Here is a 19,010-nt window from a genome sequence, read left to right on the forward strand (position 1 = left end):
AAGTCAGTCTGGCATGAGGTTTAAATGCTGTTAACCTTAATAATAACGCTGGTTGTTGCCCTGGTGGTTATCGCCATCATTGTTAATGCTATCCAGCAACATAAAGAACGGCTGGCAGCGTTAAAACGGGCAGAGTTTGGCAAGCTGCGTACTATTTTGGAAGACACGGAAGAGCTGATTGTCAATTCAGCCAATGTGCCGCTGTCGCCGGGGATCAGCCAGATGCTGTTAAAACGCATCGCCTTTGCCTTAAGGGCCATGGTAGAGCTTGAACCAGGTGCCCGTGATATAAAGCAGCGGCTGCAGGAAACCGAAAAAAGGTTAACCGAAAGCCATGCCGATAGCAGCTTTACCGAAACAGTTACCCTGCCCGATAACGACCAGCAACTTATCGGCATGATTAAAGGCATTAAAAAATTGCGCACTGTGCTGCGTGCAGAGCACGCCCGCGGTAATGTCGACACACAAATGGTGATTCAGGAAGATAAGCGCCTGGAAACATTGCAATTGCGCATTAATGTCGAAAGCCAGATAAAACGCGGCAATCAGGCCAGAACCAACAATATGCTCGGCTCTGCCCGGCAGTATTTTGAAAAAGCCCTGACAGCACTTACCAGCACGCCGCATCAGGACGATTATGCGCTAAGCCGTAAGTCGGAGGTGATGCAAGCGCTGCAAGACATCGCCACACAGCTAAAAGAGGGCAACTTGCGCGACAGAGAGAAAAAAGAAGAAAAAGAAAACAAAGACTTAGACGAACTATTTGCTCCCAAACGCAAATGGTAACTCTCCGCTGATAAACAACAGGCCGCTATTGCGGCCTGTTTCATTTATCAAGCTCAGATTCAGGGCTTAGACACCACCCATTTACCGTCTTCAAACCAGGCCGACCAGCCCGTTGCCTTGCCGTCTTTCTCTGACATCACATATTGCTGCTTGGTTTTACGGCTCCAACGCACAATCGCCGGGTTGCCTTCGGGATCTTGCGCGGGTGCATCGGCCAGATAATAAAACTTCGGCGACAACAGCGTGCGATACTTAGCCAACTCTGCTACTAAGGGTGCCCGGGTCTCACGTGATTTGGGGAAAGTTGACGCCGCCAGAAACAAGCCGGCTGCACCATCACGCAACACAAAGTACGCATCGGATTTTTCGCATTTAAGCTCAGGCAAGTGCACCGGGTCTTCTTTTGGTGGTGCCGCTTCGCCGCTGCGCAACAGTTTACGGGTGTTTTTACACTCGCTGTTAGTACAACCAAAATATTTGCCAAAGCGGCCCGATTTCAGCTGCATGTCACTGCCACATTTATCGCATTCAATCAAAGGCCCATCGTAGCCTTTAATTTTAAAGCTGCCCTGCTCAACTTCAAAGCCATCACACGCCGGGTTGTTACCACAAACATGTAACTTCCGGCTTTCGTCAATTAGATAGCTATCCATCGCTGTGCCACACTTGCCGCAGCGTTTTTTCTGCCGCAATGCTTCAGTTTCCATCTCATCATCATCACTGACATTGACCGCCACATCACCGGCAACCAGATTCATCGTGGTAGTGCAGCGCTCTTTAGGCGGCAAATTATAGCCGGTACAGCCTAAAAATACCCCGGTAGAAGCCGTTCTTATGCCCATTGGCCGGCCACAACTGGGACACGCGATATCGGTTACCACTACCTGATTTACCCGCATGCCGCCCTGATCGGGATCGTTTTCCGCCGTTTTCAGTTTCTGATAGAAATCACCGTAAAAATTATCCAGCTCTTTACGCCACTGCGCCTGGCCGTTGGCAATATCATCCAGCTTTAACTCCATATTGGCGGTAAAATCGTAATTCATCAGATCGTTAAAGTTCTCGACCAGACGATCGGTGACGATTTCCCCCATTTTCTCCGCATAAAAGCGCTTATTCTCAACCCTGACATAACCACGGTCCTGAATCGTCGAAATAATGGCGGCATAGGTAGAAGGCCGGCCGATGCCCCGTTTTTCCAACTCTTTGACTAAGCTGGCTTCACTAAAGCGGGCTGGCGGCTTGGTAAAGTGCTGCGCACTGTGTAGTTGTTGCAGGCTTAAGGTTTCGCCCGGCTTAACATCAGGCAATACATTGTCTTCTTCGTCCTTGCGCTTTACTGCCGGCTGTACCTTGGTCCAACCATCAAAGCGCAACACGCGGCCTTTGGCCTTTAGCTCAAAATCCGCGGCCTGTACGGTGATATTAGTGACGTCATACTGCGCAGGTGGCATCTGACAAGCCACAAACTGGCGCCAGATTAGCTCATACAGCTTACGGGCATCGGCCTCCATATCGCCAAGGCTTGATGCGAGTACATTAACATCTGATGGCCGGATCGCTTCATGCGCTTCCTGCGCATTAGCTTTGCTGCCATAACTCAGCGCCTGCTCCGGCAAATACTTACTGCCAAAATGGGTAGCAATATAATCCCGGCATGCGCCAACCGCATCAGCACTGAGGTTGGTTGAGTCGGTACGCATATAGGTAATATGGCCCGCTTCATACAGTCGCTGTGCCAACATCATGGTTTTTTTCACGCCATAGCCCAAGCGGGTGCTGGCCGCCTGCTGCAATGTCGAGGTAATAAAAGGCGCCTGTGGTTTGCTGCTGCTGGGTTTATCTTCTCGTTCCAGCACCTGATAGCTGGCGTTGGTAAGCAGCTGCAACGCTTGCTCAGCCTGGGTTTTGTTAACCGGCTTGAAAACTTTTCCCTGCTGTTTGACCACATCTAACTGCAGTGCCTGACGCGCCGCCGTTTGCGTATCGGCTGCCACAGTCCAGTATTCTTCGGGTACAAAGGCTTTAATTTCACGCTCGCGTTCTACCACCAAGCGTACAGCGACAGACTGTACACGGCCGGCAGATAACCCTCTGGCTACCTTTTTCCACAACAGGGGTGACACCATAAAGCCGACCACCCGGTCAAGAAAACGGCGCGCTTGCTGCGCATTGACTCTGTCAACATTGACCTCGCCGGGTTCTTTAAACGCATTCTGAATAGCGTTTTTGGTAATTTCATTAAATACCACCCGCTTAAACCGCTGCGGCTCACCGCCGATAATCTGCTGCAAGTGCCAGGCAATCGCTTCTCCTTCACGGTCTAAGTCCGTTGCCAGGTAGACCGTGTCGGCTTTCTCGGCTAAGGTTTTTAATTCTTTAACGACCTTTTCTTTGCCGGGTAAGATTTCATAGCGGGCTTTCCAGCCATGTGCCGGATCTATGCCCATGCGGTCAACCAGCGCCTGATATTCTTTCTCTTCTTTGCTCAGTGTTTTACTCAGCGCCGACTTTTCTTTACTACTGCTGGTCGGTAAGTCACGAATATGACCAACACTGGATTTGACGACAAAGTCGTTACCAAGATATTTATTGATTGTTTTCGCTTTTGCCGGTGACTCGACTATTACCAGTGATTTCGCCATCTTAATACCAGGATCCCTAACATTTTATGCATGTCTGTTATGCTGCTTTTTTAACGTATATCCGTAAACCGCAGTTGTGACAAGTGAATAAACTCATTATTATGCAAACCAGCTCATTTTCAGAGCTGTCTGGCGAAAGCTTCGCCAGAACTAATGAAGCATCCTAAGCGGCCGCAAAAATAATAAAAACAGTGCCCAATCCAAATAAAGGATATAAAGCAAAAATGAAATTCTTTGAAGCAAATTTCGATGGTCTGGTCGGACCAACCCATAACTATGCCGGTTTATCTATCGGCAATGTTGCCTCGTTATCTAACGCTAAAAATACCTCCAGTCCGCGCCAGGCGGCAAAACAGGGCTTAAGTAAAATGAAAGCCTTGCACGACCTTGGCATGGTACAGGGAGTATTAGCCCCCCAGGAGCGTCCAGACGTTTATACACTGCGCCGGCTTGGTTTTAGCGGCTCTGATGCCCAGGTCATTGCTAAAGCGGCCAAACAGGCGCCTGCTGTGTTTAAAGCCGTATGCTCTGCATCCAGCATGTGGACAGCCAATGCCGCTACCATTTCACCCAGTGCCGACACTGCCGACGGTAAAATTCATTTTACCCCGGCCAACCTGACCAACAAGTTTCACCGCTCGCTGGAGCCGCTTACCACCGGCAACATTCTCAAGGCCATGTTTCGCAATCCTGAGCACTTTGCTCACCATAGCCACTTGCCTGACAATGACCACTTCGGCGATGAAGGTGCGGCTAATCATACCAGACTTTGCAGCGCTTATGGTAAGCGCGGTGTGGAACTCTTTGTATTTGGCCGTTATGCGTTCGATAGCAGTAAGCCGGCGCCCAAGCGTTTTCCGGCGCGCCATACGCTGGAAGCCTGTGAGGCGGTAGCCCGTTTACATGGCTTAAGTGACGAACATGTGGTGTACATGCAGCAACATCCTGATGTGATTGATCAGGGCGTGTTTCACAATGATGTTATTGCTGTGGGTAACCAAAACGTGCTGTTTTACCATCAGCAGGCGTTTGTTGACAGCCAGACGAAACTGGCAGAGTTGCAGCGTAAGTTTGGTGATGATAGCCAATTACACTTAATTGAGGTGCTGGACAACGAAGTCTCCGTCGCTGAAGCGGTAAAAACTTATCTGTTTAACACTCAGGTAATCACCTTACCAAGTGGCGAGATGGCGATTATTGCGCCAACCGAATGCCAGGATAGCCCGGCAGTATCCGCCTATTTAGCTGAACTGACACAGCGCAATACACCGATTAAGCAAGTGCATTACTATGATGTGAAGCAGAGCATGCGTAACGGCGGCGGCCCGGCCTGTTTACGCTTACGGGTTGCCATGAGCGAGCAGGAAAAGCAGGCAGTTAACCAGCACGTGCTGATGAATGATCAGCTATTTACTACCCTGAATAGCTGGGTTGATAAACACTACCGTGATGAAATTTCAGAAGCCGACCTGGCCGACCCGCAATTGCTGCAGGAATCGCGCAGCGCCCTGGATGAGCTGACGCAAATTCTGAACTTAGGCTCGGTTTACCCGTTCCAGCAAGGCTAAAATAATTTAGCAATACTGCACAAGAAAAAGGGAGCCAATTGGCTCCCTTTTTCTGTTACAAACTTCGTTACCGCTAGTCCGTTGAAGCACAGTTTGGCGTTTCACCATATGGTATCCGCGGCGGCGGGATATCTTCATTGGTAACATCATCAGACAATACATCTAAGGTGTAGCTGCGTGATGACACGTTTTCTGTACCGGCAGCGCTGCCTGAGGCTTGGATCAAAATATCAATCCAGGCGCCATAGTCCTGAGTGTAGGTCAAATGGAACTGAGCTATACCGTTTTCGTCGGCCGTAACAAACTCTGGCACCGCAACAACATTACCCGGCGTTAACTCACCATCGCCATTGGTATCTTCAATAGTGATATCCAAGATACCATCAAGATTAATATCTTCGTTCGGACAAGTAATAGAACGTGCCGCATCATAATATTCAAACGGTCCCACTGCCGGTACTCTGACCCAGGCACCTTTACCATACGAAAGCGGTACTACTGTCAGGTTAACACGCTGACCTGCAACCGGATTGCCAGAACTATCCGTCACGATAATTGAAAACTCTTTGCGGTAAGTACTGGCTGTAGGCTCTTCCATTTCGTTACCGGTACCAAAACGGAAAAACAGCGTGCGCTTACCGACGGCAATATCCGCAGCATCAGCAATGGCATTATTATTCTCTAATGCGGCTTGCACCTGCAGGTTCAGTCCATCAACACCGGCACCTGTGTTAGCGTCCGCAGTAAAGACAGTAGTGGCAATGCCCTGTGAGTTAGTGGTTGCTGTGCCGCTACTGATAACACCACCGGCTGCATTATCCAGCGTAAATACTACCTTCTGATTTTTCACCGGGTTATTATTGGCATCCCGCACTACTGCACGCACTGTGCTCGACTCGCCCGGGCCAACTTTCGCCGGAATGGCCTGCGTTTCGACGGTAGCAGGCGTTGTTGCGACAAATTCGATAATTTTCTTCGCACTTACCGCGCTGTCATCCTCACCGGCGGTGGCATTTAATGTGACCAAACCGGCATAGGCTGAACGGATGTAAGCCTCCGCCACACCATCAGCATCAGTATCGTTTTCAGCAGAGACAGCATTGCCCAGATTAGCTTCCTGATCGGCAATAACACCGCGGGTAGTAGCAAAATTTACTGTAGCAGCGGGGTTAGGTGCATTACTTACCAACCATTCCACTTCAACTTTCTGAGCGGTATTTAGCGGCACTTCCTGCACCGGGTCGCCAGGCAAAACGTCATCGGCATTATCTGTTAACGCTAAGAAAGCAAAAGCATCGGCACTGACATTAATATTAGTAACTGTGGTAACACCAGCAGCCGAGACGGTTAATACATCATTGCCGCTATTCACTGCAGTATAAGTGAAGCTGGCTTTACCAGAAGAACCAGAGGTTGCCGGGCTGTCGTCGCTCAAGCTGTTCTCCAGTGCTGATGCTACTTGCACTTCCGTCCCCTGAATACCCGCACCATTTGAATCAGTTAAAAACAGATCAATAGTAACCGTATCACCTAATACAATAGAATCCGGCGCTGCTATCTCTAACTGATTACCTACTACAGCCACTGTAAGTTCAGACACTTGTTGCTGTACCCGTGCTGTGACTAACATGCTGCGGTTACTTTTATCTGTTTGCGTAGTCAACGTGGCACGGGCAACGCCATTTTCAGCCGTTGCGTCATCCAGCGGTTGCAGCTCTCCAGATTCAGCAAAAAACACCACCGGCACCCCTTCGAGCACCACATTGTTAGCATCACGCACTAACGCCGTCAGTTCAACTTTATCCTGAATACCCGTTCCAAGCTGCAAAGTATCGGCTATCAGTACGATTGAACCAACGGTAACGTCAACCTGCTCGCCACCATCACCGGCAGACACAAAAGCCGCCTCAGCTGACGCCTCATCAAAGCTTGCTGTTACCGTACCGGCGCCACTGCTCCCCCCCGCTAATAAGGTAATAGTTGCAACACCGTCAGCATTAGTTACCGCTGTACCTGCGGTGTTACTCAACGTCGCCAGAGCAGCATTACTTAACGTAAACTCGATAAGACGCCCGGACACAACACCATTGTTCGTTGCCGTTAATGTTGCAGTAACGGTTAGCGGCGTCGCTTGCGCTAACTGACCATCGGCATCAGACAAGGCCACGCTCAGGCTAAACACGGGTGTAGTGCCGCCGCCGGCGCCACCATCACCGCTGTCTAAAGTACCGCCGCCGCCACAGGCAGCAAGCGTTGTAACGAGTAGCGCAACAAGAAGTCGCTGGATGTTTCGCATGAAAACTCTCCCAAGCTGTTTTTATTATATAGTTTTTGTTAATTCTGTATCTTAAACCATTAATCTGGCAAACGTCACAGCAAATTTAAAAAAAAATTTGCGCTAATCTGCCTTTCATCAAACCAACCTGTTAGGCTTAGCAACATTATGAACTGAATACTCGTCTGATGTTATGACAGATAATAAAAAGCTCGGGCTCACTGCCCGCATAGTGATTGGCATGGTAGCTGGCATCGCCGTTGGCTTCTTTTTTAAGTTTTTACTGGCCGGACAAGAAGAACGTATCCTGCATCTGCTGGGATTAGACATTCCGTTAAAAGCATTATTTGTTGATGGCTTTTTTCATATCGGCGGTGAAATATTTATCGCCAGTTTAAAAATGCTGGTTGTACCACTGGTGTTTGTCTCGCTGGTCTGTGGAACCTGTTCATTATCAGACACCTCAGCATTAGGCCGTTTAGGCGGTAAAACCATAGCACTGTATCTGGTTACCACTGCTATTGCTATTAGCCTGGCCATTTTTGCTGCCTTGCTGATTAATCCCGGTGAAGGCGTGCAAATGCAATCCGAGGCCAGTTTTAACCTCAGCGAAGCGCCAGCTCTGTCACAGGTCTTTATTAATATTTTCCCCAGTAATCCGATAGAGTCGATGGCCAAAGGCAATATGCTGCAAATCATCGTGTTTGCCGTACTGTTTGGCATCGCCATGGCAATGAGTGGCAAAGCCGGCGAGCGTTTAAGCGCGGTATTTAACGATCTTAGCGACGTGATTATGAAGCTGGTAACCTTGCTAATGAACCTGGCACCTTATGGCGTCTTCTTTTTGATGGCCAAGCTGTTCACTACCCTGGGTTTTGAAACCATCGCCAGTCTGGCGAAGTATTTTGGTGTCGTCCTGGCGGTGTTAATCCTGCATGGCACTCTGAGCTATGGCATTATCCTGAAACTATTTACCGGCCTTAATCCATTAATTTTCTTTAAAAAGATGCAAGATGCAGCCTTATTTGGCTTTAGCACCTCCAGCAGTAACGCCACTATGCCGGTGACGATGGAAACCGTGACAAAGAAAATGGGCGTTAAAAATAGTGTTGCGTCTTTTACCGTGCCTCTGGGTGCAACCATTAACATGGATGGCACCGCCATTATGCAGGGCGTCGCAACAGTATTTATTGCACAGGTTTTTGCCGTTGATTTAACCCTGAGTGACTATCTTATGGTTATTTTAACCGCCACGCTGGCATCAATAGGTACCGCAGGCGTGCCCGGTGTCGGCCTTATCATGCTGGCGATGGTTTTACAGCAAGTGGGTTTACCGGTAGAAGGTATCGCGCTGATAATTGGTGTTGACCGTTTGCTGGATATGACGCGCACTGCCGTAAATGTCACCGGCGATGCCATGGTGTCCTGTATTGTCGGTAAAAGCGAGCGCGCCTTTGATGCCAAGGTCTTTAACGACATCAATGCCGGCAGCAAAGAAGAGAATATCGACTTTCACCATTTACGCTAGCGGTAATAACACAACCGGCTGCTGTTATGGCAGCCGGATACTATAAGCCTTCTCGACCAGACTCGAGGTCAAAAAACGACGTCTGGCAAAACCTTTGCCGGTTTGCTCTAATTCGGCCAGCAGACTAATTTTTGCCCCCTCAAACAATAACGCCAACTCTTGCTGTGACACACTAAAAGGTGGCCCTTGCTTTTCGTGTTGCGGATATTCCAGGCTAATCAATAAAATCGTGCTGCCAGAGGGTAACAGTTGTTTAAGCTTAGCCGCATATTGCTGTCGCATCTGTGGCGGCAGTGCAATGAGGGCGGCACGATCATAAACCAGTTCAGCATCAGCCAGATGCGCTTTGGTTAAAGCAAAAAAATCGCCCTGCCACAAGGCAATACGCTCGCTGTGGTAACACTGAAACGGTGCTTGCGCCGTAACGGTATAGGCAATTTGATTCGAAACAAAAAAGTCATTACAGGCTATTTGTGACAGCTCAACACCGGTCACCGGTAAATGCTGCGCCAGATAGCACATATCAAGTGATTTACCACACAACGGCACCAGCACACGGCGGTGCTGCGCCAGCACCTCAGGCAAACAGCGCTGCAACAATGGATGTACCGCATCCAGCTGAAAGCCCAGCTCGTTATTTTGCCAGCGTGCCAGCCAGAAGTCGGCATCCATCTCAGCGCGCCCAGTACTGTTGCATCATCTTTTGCCACCACAACGAAAGCACATTCGCCGAGCCCATACCTACTTTCTCTGCAATGCCTTTACGTAGCTGATATTTCACCTGAAACACCTGGCGTTGTGGTAACTGAGCAATCAGATAGTCGTCGCTGGTTTGGATCTCATCAATCAAATTCAGTGTCAGTGCCTGATAACCAAACCAGTGTTCGCCTGTTGCCACCTGCTCCACATCCAGCTGTGGCCGGTGTTGTTGCACAAACTGCTTAAATAACTGGTGTGTTTGCTCCAGCTCCTGTTGAAACTTTTGTCGGCCCTGCTCGGTATTTTTACCAAACAAGGTTACCGTGCGCTTATATTCACCGGCAGTAAATTGTTCAAAGTCGATATTGTTTTGCTGTAATAGCTTATGAAAATTCGGTAATTGCGCGATAACGCCGATAGAACCAATAATGGCAAAAGGCGCGGCTAGCACTTTATTGCCAATACAGGCCATCATATAACCGCCGCTGGCCGCCACCTTATCAACTGCTACGGTTAGCTTAATGCCCTGCTGGCGCAACCTGTCTAACTGCGATGCGGCTAAACCATAACCATGCACTACGCCACCACCGCTTTCCAACCGCAGTAACACTTCATCTTCCGCGGTGGCAATAGCCAGAATGGCGGTAATTTCCTCGCGTAGTGATTCTGTTTCCCGCGCATCCATACTGCCATGAAAATCAACTACGTATAACTTTGGTTTAGCCTGCGCACTGTCACGTTGCTGTGCCTTGTGCCACAATTTGAACTGCTTTTTGTCCAGCAGCTGGTGCTGCAAGTCCGCTTTCATACTCTGGTGCTGCTCAGTTAAATCCGTAAACTGCAACTGGCCCTTTTTCGGCTTTGCTTTGGCCGAGGCAGCACCGGCAACCAGCGCTATAACAACGCCAACCGCAACCACCAAGGTCACGCTTTTGGCCAAAAATAAACCGTATTCATATAGAAATTCCAAAGCCTTCCCCTAAACAAATGTTTGATTGCTGCGCGTCGCTGTATTGTAACGCCTGATACAAAAAGAAAAAGCCCGGCGAACCGGGCTTGGATATGCAAGTACTAATCTTAATTAGCCGGTGCTAGCACTGCTGGGTTATTCACTTGAATAACAGCACCACCAGAGACAATAAAGCTTGCAGTCTGACGTTGCATTTCTTGCGTAGCGGCAGCGCTTGCTGCTGGACTCAGAATAGAACCATGATCACCCGCTGTATAAGATGAGATAGCAGTGTTACCCTCAGGCATAAAGGCTCCAGCAACATTACCAACTTGCTCAGCACCTAATAAGCGGGCTAATGGCAAAGTACCAGCAAGTGGCATTTTGCCTGCGCCAGCAGCCTGCAATGCGCTATTAAAACCATTCGGAATAACCTGATCTGGTAAATTTGCATCTCCATCACCTACCACTGCAATAACATAAGTAGGTGTTTCTGTTTCTACCAAATGTTGAGCATAGTTCGAAGGATCACCACTATCGATTACCGTTTGCGCAGCAAAAGCAAACTGATTATAACCAGCATAAAGTGCCGCAACAGTTGCATCCTGCCCCTGTTGCAACAGGAACTGCTCAAAAGCGTTGTAACACGCTGCAAAAGGTGCAACTAGTGGCTCACCACAACCACTTTGCGCTGTAGCAAACTGCGTAAAAGCTGTACTAATTTCCTCACCGCCAACACCAAATAATACAGAGGCTTTAATTACCGGACCAAAACGTGCTGAATCCAGCAAGAAATTTGCAATCGCACTACCTGGCATTGCCAGTGTAGCAGTATCAACTTTAAATAAAGCATCAATTTCAGCTTTCTGCTCTTCTTCAAGTTTATCATTTTGTACCGGAGTATTAGCCATGGCAATGGCCGAAGTGCCAGCAATACCACCAAGAGAATGACCTATAAAAGACACTTTAGTAGGGTTTATAGTACCGGCTTGAGTCAGGTTGCTAACATAAAGTGCAGCACGCAGCGCCAGGATATCACTGATGCTCTGACGCACGTTATCACGGGTTGTCAGTAAGCTTTGCAGATTCATGTAATCGGTTGCGGCATTGTCTGTCGCATTGATCACTAACTCTTCTTCAGCGCCCTCTTCATTAGTCACTGTAACTGTAAATCCACGCTCACCGTGCAACATGTGGTCGATTGCCACTACGGCGTATCCCGCCATAGCCATAGTTCCAGCTATCGCCAGCATATTTTCTTTCTCGCTGGTAATACCATGCTGAAAAATAACTACCGGCCAGCCGCCAGCAGGAGCAGTAATAGGATCTTGCTGCTGTAAAGAACGCAGTAAGTTAATCTGATCTAGATCAGGCACTGTCATTAATACTGGCACGTTGTCTAGCTCAGTTACTTTAGGCAAGGGGTTAAACTTAGTAATATGACGCGCTTTATCAAGGTCAAAATCGAAACCAAATAAGTTTGCTGGATTTTGCAGCTCTTCTGCTGTTAACCCTGTTAGAGCGGGATCTAATAAGCCTGCCTTAATAGCGCCCAATAAAGTTACCGGACTATCGTACTGCGCCAACCAGCGCCCAGTGAGCGCAGCATCAGGGTTTTCACCAGTAGACACCGGACTGAAATAAGGTAATAAAACACTACCTTTATATACTTTTGCCGTTGTTGCTGCGGCATAAGCCGGATTGGTTAAGTTATCTTGTCCAACTGGAATTGAACCGGCCTGAACTAGCGCCTGCCCTGCATTATAGCCTTGATCGGTTACCACTAAAGGTCGCTGTGACGCGCTTTGGGCAATAACTTGCTTAAGAGTGTTAAAGACAACATCGGTAGACTGGGTTGTCATAGCCGCTGTGTACACAATGCTACCACGGTCAACACCTTCTGCTTCAAGTACATCTTCAAAGCTGTTAATCAATTTTTGCAAGGCTAACTGTGACTCAGTGCTTAGTGGCAAGGTCTCATCATCTTGCTTAACCAACTCATAGGAAGTTGAAGGTGCCAGAGACTGACCATTGTCATCCTCGATCAGCGAAGTTAACACTGTCATATAAGTTGTAGCGGGTTTGAGTGGTTTAAGCGGCACTACCACAATATTATTGCCGCTAACTGAAGTAACGTAATCCTGACCAAACACCAGTTCTGACACTACCTGACAAGCAAAACCCTGATTAGCCGTTTGGCACTCTTCAACGGCAGAGGTTGGCCCCTGCATCACCATCTCAAACAGGCGCACAGCACCAGGTTGCTGTACAGAAGACGCCACCAGCTCGGCACCAGCGGCAACATCGACGGCAATCGTATAAGGATTTTGGGTTGACCAACCGTCCAGCGCACCTAACGCGACCTGCGGATTGGTATAGTCAGGTGAATCACCCGAGTCAGTGGTTAAAGTACCATCCGTCGTACCTTGAAACAGTAAATCATTCGGTACTGATAACCGCGGGCTGGCTGCACCCGGATCGAATACTACGCGGGACAAGGGTTTAATACTGCCCTGTTCTTCTTGTGTAATTTCTTCTAAAGACTCGCCACCGCAGCCGGTTAATCCCAAAGCGAGTGCGACAGCTATGCTAAGTGCCAGCTTGTTCATAGTTTCTCCCCTATCCTGACTTTTATTTTTTATTTGCAAAGCAAAAGCTTACCTTGCTTATTAGAAACCTGTTGCCAATATAGCTGTAACAGCTACGACCAGTTAAAGTTAACTCAAACCAAAAGAAATCGCTAGCTGAAAAATACAGAATCGACGAAGAAAGGTGCAAAGTTGGCCATTTGGGCGTATGCTGGCGCCGTTTTTGCGGCAACAGGTAAAATTTTATGCAAAGTTATCAAGCAACTAACGACGCACTACAGGATAAAGTGATTCTGATCACCGGCGCTGGTGATGGCATAGGGAAAGAAGCAGCGTTAACTTATGCCCGTCATGGCGCCACGGTTATTCTGCTGGGTAAAACGGTCGCTAAACTCACTGCCGTGTATGATGAAATTTTAGCCGCTGGTGGCAAAGAACCCGCGATTATTCCATTAGATTTAAAAGGCGCCACCGCTAAGCATTACCGGGATATGGCAGCCACCATCAGTGCAGAATTCGGTAAACTGGACGGCGTATTACACAATGCTGGCATTTTGGGCGTGCTCAGCCCGTTTGAGCATATTGATTTGCCGACCTGGCAAGACATTATGCAGGTGAATGTAACGGCCGCCATGCTGATGACGCAGGCCTTGCTACCGGTATTAAAGCAGGCACCGCATGCATCAGTGGTATTTACCTCATCAGGTGTGGGTCGCAAAGGCCGGGCATTCTGGGGGCCTTATGCCGTCTCAAAGTTCGCCACTGAAGGTCTGATGCAGGTTATTGCCGATGAATATGATAACAGTACTATACGGTTTAACTGCATAAACCCAGGCGCTACCCGCACTAAGATGCGCAGCCGAGCTTATCCGGGTGAAGACGTTAGTCTGCTGAAAACACCTGCCGATTTAATGTGGCTGTATTTGTATCTGATGAGCGATGACAGCCTCGATGTTAACGGTCAATCGCTTGACGCCCAGCCCAAATAGCAAAAAACCCGGTTTTAACCGGGTTTTTTATCTCAGCGTGATGCTTTGGCAAAATATTATTTTTTGCTTAGAATTTCTTCACCATTCGCGGCAGCCCACTCGTTCCAGGCATCTACTTTGCCGTTAAAATTCTCGACTGCCTGCGCTGTCGCATCAGCAATTAAGCTGTCGATTTGTTTAGCATATTTTTTGTCGACTTTGTTCACCGGCACCACATCAATACCACGGTCCTGCAACCCCTTTTTCATCGTGTGAGTACGCAACAACTGCAACTGGCCATTTTCAACATAAAAATATTGGCTGTCTTTATTTATCGTTTTGAACTTTGGTTTAGTTGGACGCTTATCCGCTTTTACCGGGCTGTCATTTGCATCAGTTGCTACAAAATCATTATTCAGTTTGTAACCCAGCTGCTCTAAAGTGAAACCCTGCGATTTCGCTAATTGCTCTAGCTGGGTGATAAGTTCGACTTCTTTCTGCCGTTCAGCTAAAACAGCATTCAGGGTTTCAATAACATCCGTCAGTTTAACCAGCGTTAGTTCCTTTGCCGCTTTCTTTAATTCACGTTTATCTAATAAAATTGACATCGCTATCTCCTCTAAACAATTATGCTGCAAGGATAAGCAAATTGGCCATTAAAATAAAGATATAAAAAATACAATCATTGCAAAAACAATATCATTTATTCAGCTTCGGTTAAGATTGAAATGATTTCCGCTGTTTTTTGTTCCATTAAAGCTATATTCTGCTTTGACTCTACGTTTAACCTTAATACACTCTCGGTATTAGAACTGCGCACATTAAAACGCCAGTCTGCAAATTCCATACTAAGGCCATCGGTGAAATCAAGCTGAGTGCTTTGTGGCTGGTAATGTTGTTGCACTCTGGCGATGGCCTGCTGTGGCGCTGCAATATGAAAGTTAAGCTCACCCGATGACGGATAATCAACGATCATTTGTGATACCAGGGCTGACAGCGGTTTGCCACTTAGCGCGACCAGTTCAGCGACCAGCAACCAGGGGATCATGCCACTGTCGCAGTAGGCAAAATCACGAAAATAATGATGGGCACTCATCTCGCCACCGTATACCGCATCTTCTGCGCGCATCCGCTCTTTTATAAACGCATGGCCGGTTTTACTCATAATGGCCTGGCCACGCATAGACTTAACCACTGCATGGGTATTCCAGTACAGCCGTGGGTCGTGGATGATTTTCTGTCCTGGGTGTTGCTTTAAAAACGCAGCACAGAGTAAGCCAACAATATAATAGCCTTCAATAAACTGGCCATTTTCGTCAAACAAGAAACAACGGTCAAAATCGCCATCCCAGGCAATGCCAAAATCTGCTTTGTGTTTGATCACAGCGTCAGATGTCGCAGCACGGTTTTCGCTTAGCAAAGGGTTAGGAATACCATGTGGGAAACTGGCATCAGGCTGATGCTGAATTTTAATAAATTCCACAGGCACCTTCGTTTGCGTAAACACCGCTTCGATAGCATCAATAACATGACCTGCAGCGCCGTTGCCGGCATTGACCACCAATCTCATCGGTTTCAATCGTGTCGGGTTAACAAAGCTCAGTATGCAGCTAACATAGGCAGCTAATACCGATTGTTGTTGCCAGTTAGCACCTTGCCAGCTGAAGTGAGCCTGTGTAGCTGCTAGCTGGCAAAACTGGCTAAACTGCTGCTGTGGGAACGGCTCTGCCAACAAAACAGCGGTTTGTTGTTTAATATCGTTAAGGCCAGTGTCACCGCTTATTGGCCGGGCATTTTGTCGTACCAGTTTCATGCCATTGTAATCTATCGGGTTATGGCTGGCAGTCACTTCAATAGCACCGTCAATATCCAGATATTGCGCGGCAAAATACACCTCTTCTGTGCCGGTCATACCGAGGTCGATAACATTAACGCCTTCGCTTAACAGCCCCAAAGCCAGGGCGCGCTTCAACGGCTCAGATGTCGCTCTGACATCAGCACCTAGCGCAACGGTTTTGGCTTGCACTACCCGTGCATAAGCTCGCCCAATACACCAGGCCAGGTGTTCGGTTAACTCTTCTTCCAGCTTACCGCGGATATCATAAGCCTTAAAACAACGCAGTGCCTGCTCAATTGCGACCATATTTATCCTCAAGCCGTACTATGTCATCTTCACCAAGATAGCTGCCCGACTGCACTTCAATCAGCTCCAACGGTATCTTGCCAGGGTTTTCTAAAGAATGGACAGTGCCCACCGGAATAAAGGTCGATTCGTTTTCCGTTACCAGAAACTCTCTGTCACCATTACGTACCAGGGCAGAACCACTGACGACCACCCAATGCTCGGCACGGTGATGATGCATTTGCACTGACAATTTCGCGCCGGGTTTAACGGTAATATGCTTCACCTGATAGCGGTTGCCGTGATCAACAGAGTCGTATTTGCCCCAGGGACGAAATACTTCGCGATGCAGATCAACTTCGCTGCGGCCATAACTTTGCAGCTTAGCGACAATATTTTTCACTCCCTGGATATGGGCTTTGCTGGCTACCAGCACGGCATCTTTGGTCTCGACTACGACCACATCATCCAGGCCTATCACTGCGACCAGGCGTTGTTCAGCATTAACATAACTGTTCTTACACTGCTCCAGTAACACATCACCGCGACAGGCATTGCCAAGTTCATCTTTGGCCATTACCTGCCATAACACATCCCAGCTGCCGACATCGCTCCAGCCCGCATCCAACGGCACCATGACCGCGTTAGCCGATTTTTCCATCACAGCGTAATCAATTGAATCGGATGGGCTCTGCACAAAAGCCTCTGTGTCCAGCCGGATAAAATCGAGATCCGTTGTTGCCTTAGCCAGGGCCCGTTCTGCCGCAGCAACGATATCCGGCGAAAATTGCTGTAATTCGGCCAACAAGCGACTGGCTTTGAATAAAAACATGCCGCTATTCCAGAAATATTCGCCACTGTCGACAAACTGTTGCGCTGTTGCGGCATCAGGTTTTTCATAAAACTGTGCTACGGTGCTAACGCTTTCAGCTAACGCCGTATCGGCTTGCGCACCGCGGCGAATATAGCCGTATCCGGTGTGGGCACTGGTAGGCACTATGCCAAAGGTCACCAGCTTGCCCAGCTTGGCCGCTGGTACAGCTTGCTCTATCGCCTGATGAAACGCCGGTATATCTTTAATAGCATGATCCGCGGCCAGTACTAACAGCAGCGGATCATCGCCAGCGCGCATCGCTTGTAGCGCCGCCACCGCAATGGCCGGTGCAGTATTGCGCCCTACCGGTTCTAAAATGATCTCCGGTTGCACTAGCGACAGTTCCCGCAGTTGCTCTGCCACCATAAAACGATGATCTTCGTTGCATATCACCATTGGCGCTGCCAAATCAGGCAGCCCCTTAAGCCGCAGCAAGGTATTTTGCAGCATGCTTTTATCATTAAGCAGCGGTAGAAATTGCTTAGGTTTTTTTGCGCGGGATAACGGCCACAACCTTGTGCCCGAACCACCGGAAAGTATAACGGGGATCATTCTCACTCCTTTGCTGAATTTATCTGCTGAAATTGCGCTTATAAAACAATCGTTGCCACAGTATAGCCAGATTGTTTGATATACGTCAGCCACCTGGCCTAACTTAATGCGACAGCTAATTTTATGCAGCTTTAGCTGGTCGGTGCTCTAAAACAGGGTAAGATCGGCTATCGTGACGCGATTTTTAAGCATAGGGTAACCATAATGCCAGATTTTAAGCAGCTGTTTATAAATAACAAAAACTGGGCTGACCGGATAGAAAAAGAACAACCGGGCTTCTTTAAACAATTGTCTGAGCAACAGGCACCGGAATATTTATGGATTGGCTGCTCCGACAGCCGGGTGCCGGCGAATGAAATTGTTGGCTTGCTGCCAGGTGAATTATTTGTGCACCGTAATGTCGCTAATTTGGTGGTGCATTCGGACATGAACTGTCTGTCAGTACTGCAATATGCCATTGATATCTTAAAAGTTAAGCATATTTTAGTGGTTGGCCACTACGGCTGCGGTGGCGTTAAAGCGGCAATGACCAAACAGCGGGTTGGTTTTGTCGATAACTGGCTGCGTAATGTTAAAGATGTGTACGCTATGCACCGTGATGAAGTGGATGCACTCAGCGATGAAAACGAGCGTTTAAACCGTTTGATAGAGCTTAACGTAATGGAGCAGGTACGCAATTTGTGCCATACCAGCTTTGTGCAGGAAGCCTGGGAGCGCGCCCAGCCACTCACGATTCATGGCTGGGTGTACAGCTTGCGCAACGGCCGGGTAAAAGATTTACGCGTCAGCCACTCTTGTGCCGATAAAATAGACGATATTTACACCCTGGATTTAACTGACGCTGGCGAAAAATAGTTACTTAAATCTAATCGGCTGCGCTGCTACCGGTTTATAGGTAGCACTGTGGCCATCAACCCAGTTGCCGTTCTGTAAATAACTGGATTTTGTCTGCAAAGTACCGTCTGGCATAATGCGGCTAAATGACTTCACTTGGGTAATGCCGTTCTGGTTATTTTCGACATTTTCCAGCGCAACTATCTCACCGCTTTGGGTATTAAACTCCATAGTGCCATGAGTGTAAAAACCGGCAGTGGTAAAGTAATAATACACCAGGCTTTGTTTACTCTCGCCCCAGAAAATAAAGGATTCACCACCGTATTGACCATCGTTGATGGAATGCACCGTTTTTATCGCCTGGCCGTTTAGTGCCCGGCTCCACAATGATCTATCAATAACTTTTTCGCTTTTCCCCGGCTGAGTTAAATCGCCCTGCCAATGCTGGTTCAGGTAAGGCCGTAGCGGCTCTAATTTGGGGTGCAGTGCCAACGTTTCTGTTTGTGCTGCGTTAGCTAGCGCAGCGCAGAATAACAGCAGACCGGCCAGAATAGTTTTCATCATAAAGCCCTATAGTGGTGATGTGCCAAGTATTAAAGATAAACGTTGTAAAGTAAAACCT

14 protein-coding genes are annotated in these 19,010 nt (G+C 48.2%); 5 read left to right on the forward strand and 9 right to left on the reverse strand.

The features are described from left to right. Positions 1 to 24 precede the first annotated feature (24 nt). The gene (locus EYB30_RS05740; RefSeq protein WP_166837958.1) at positions 25 to 786 is read left to right on the forward strand and encodes a hypothetical protein; all 762 of its coding nucleotides are present in this window, start codon (positions 25 to 27) and stop codon (positions 784 to 786) included. A gap of 59 nt (positions 787 to 845) precedes the next feature. On the opposite strand, the gene topA is transcribed toward EYB30_RS05740, so the two are convergent. After that, the gene (topA, locus tag EYB30_RS05745; RefSeq protein WP_166837959.1) at positions 846 to 3,431 is read right to left on the reverse strand and encodes a type I DNA topoisomerase; all 2,586 of its coding nucleotides are present in this window, start codon (positions 3,429 to 3,431) and stop codon (positions 846 to 848) included. Positions 3,432 to 3,655: 224 nt separating this feature from the next. Here topA and astB point away from each other — a divergent pair, with 224 nt between their 5' ends. Continuing rightward, complete coding sequence (gene astB, locus EYB30_RS05750) at positions 3,656 to 4,999, forward strand: N-succinylarginine dihydrolase (protein ID WP_166837960.1); 1,344 nt, start codon at positions 3,656 to 3,658, stop codon at positions 4,997 to 4,999. 73 nt (positions 5,000 to 5,072) lie between these two features. Here the strand turns inward: astB and EYB30_RS05755 are convergent, their stop codons facing one another. Then, on the reverse strand, positions 5,073 to 7,295 hold the full coding sequence (locus tag EYB30_RS05755) for an Ig-like domain-containing protein (RefSeq protein ID WP_166837961.1): 2,223 nt from the start codon (positions 7,293 to 7,295) through the stop codon (positions 5,073 to 5,075). Between the two features lie 172 nt (positions 7,296 to 7,467). On the opposite strand from EYB30_RS05755, the gene EYB30_RS05760 reads away from it, so the two are divergent. Beyond that, positions 7,468 to 8,802 (forward strand): dicarboxylate/amino acid:cation symporter, encoded by a 1,335-nt coding sequence (locus EYB30_RS05760; protein ID WP_166837962.1) that lies wholly within the window; start codon positions 7,468 to 7,470, stop codon positions 8,800 to 8,802. A gap of 24 nt (positions 8,803 to 8,826) precedes the next feature. Here the strand turns inward: EYB30_RS05760 and EYB30_RS05765 are convergent, their stop codons facing one another. The 3 genes from EYB30_RS05765 to EYB30_RS05775 form a co-directional block, all read right to left on the reverse strand. Next, on the reverse strand, positions 8,827 to 9,474 hold the full coding sequence (locus tag EYB30_RS05765) for a thiopurine S-methyltransferase (RefSeq protein ID WP_166837963.1): 648 nt from the start codon (positions 9,472 to 9,474) through the stop codon (positions 8,827 to 8,829). A gap of 1 nt (position 9,475) precedes the next feature. After that, complete coding sequence (gene sohB / locus EYB30_RS05770; protein ID WP_166837964.1) at positions 9,476 to 10,471, reverse strand: protease SohB; 996 nt, start codon at positions 10,469 to 10,471, stop codon at positions 9,476 to 9,478. A gap of 107 nt (positions 10,472 to 10,578) precedes the next feature. Continuing rightward, complete coding sequence (locus EYB30_RS05775) at positions 10,579 to 13,059, reverse strand: VolA/Pla-1 family phospholipase (protein WP_166837965.1); 2,481 nt, start codon at positions 13,057 to 13,059, stop codon at positions 10,579 to 10,581. A gap of 224 nt (positions 13,060 to 13,283) precedes the next feature. On the opposite strand from EYB30_RS05775, the gene EYB30_RS05780 reads away from it, so the two are divergent. Beyond that, entirely contained in the window at positions 13,284 to 14,027 is a 744-nt protein-coding gene (locus tag EYB30_RS05780) for a YciK family oxidoreductase (protein ID WP_166837966.1), read from the forward strand. Positions 14,028 to 14,083: 56 nt separating this feature from the next. On the opposite strand, the gene EYB30_RS05785 is transcribed toward EYB30_RS05780, so the two are convergent. The 3 genes from EYB30_RS05785 to EYB30_RS05795 form a co-directional block, all read right to left on the reverse strand. Continuing rightward, complete coding sequence (locus EYB30_RS05785; RefSeq protein WP_166837967.1) at positions 14,084 to 14,614, reverse strand: H-NS family histone-like protein; 531 nt, start codon at positions 14,612 to 14,614, stop codon at positions 14,084 to 14,086. Between the two features lie 95 nt (positions 14,615 to 14,709). After that, a complete protein-coding gene (locus EYB30_RS05790) occupies positions 14,710 to 16,149 on the reverse strand; it encodes a phosphohexomutase domain-containing protein (protein WP_166837968.1) in 1,440 nt (479 codons plus the stop codon). After that, positions 16,136 to 17,554, reverse strand: a complete 1,419-nt coding sequence (locus EYB30_RS05795; RefSeq protein ID WP_166837969.1) for a mannose-1-phosphate guanylyltransferase/mannose-6-phosphate isomerase — start codon at positions 17,552 to 17,554, stop codon at positions 16,136 to 16,138. The genes EYB30_RS05790 and EYB30_RS05795 overlap by 14 nt, the downstream gene beginning before the upstream one ends. A 204-nt stretch (positions 17,555 to 17,758) precedes the next feature. On the opposite strand from EYB30_RS05795, the gene can reads away from it, so the two are divergent. Next, positions 17,759 to 18,409 (forward strand): carbonate dehydratase, encoded by a 651-nt coding sequence (gene can, locus EYB30_RS05800; RefSeq protein ID WP_166837970.1) that lies wholly within the window; start codon positions 17,759 to 17,761, stop codon positions 18,407 to 18,409. Here can and EYB30_RS05805 read toward each other — a convergent pair whose 3' ends face one another. Further along, positions 18,410 to 18,952 carry a hypothetical protein gene (locus tag EYB30_RS05805; RefSeq protein WP_241697974.1) on the reverse strand — a complete coding sequence of 181 codons (543 nt, stop codon included), beginning with the start codon at positions 18,950 to 18,952 and terminating at the stop codon, positions 18,410 to 18,412. Positions 18,953 to 19,010 lie beyond the last annotated feature (58 nt).

This window comes from Rheinheimera pleomorphica, assembly GCF_011634895.1.
In the GTDB taxonomy this organism is placed as follows: Bacteria; Pseudomonadota; Gammaproteobacteria; order Enterobacterales; family Alteromonadaceae; genus Alishewanella; species Alishewanella pleomorphica.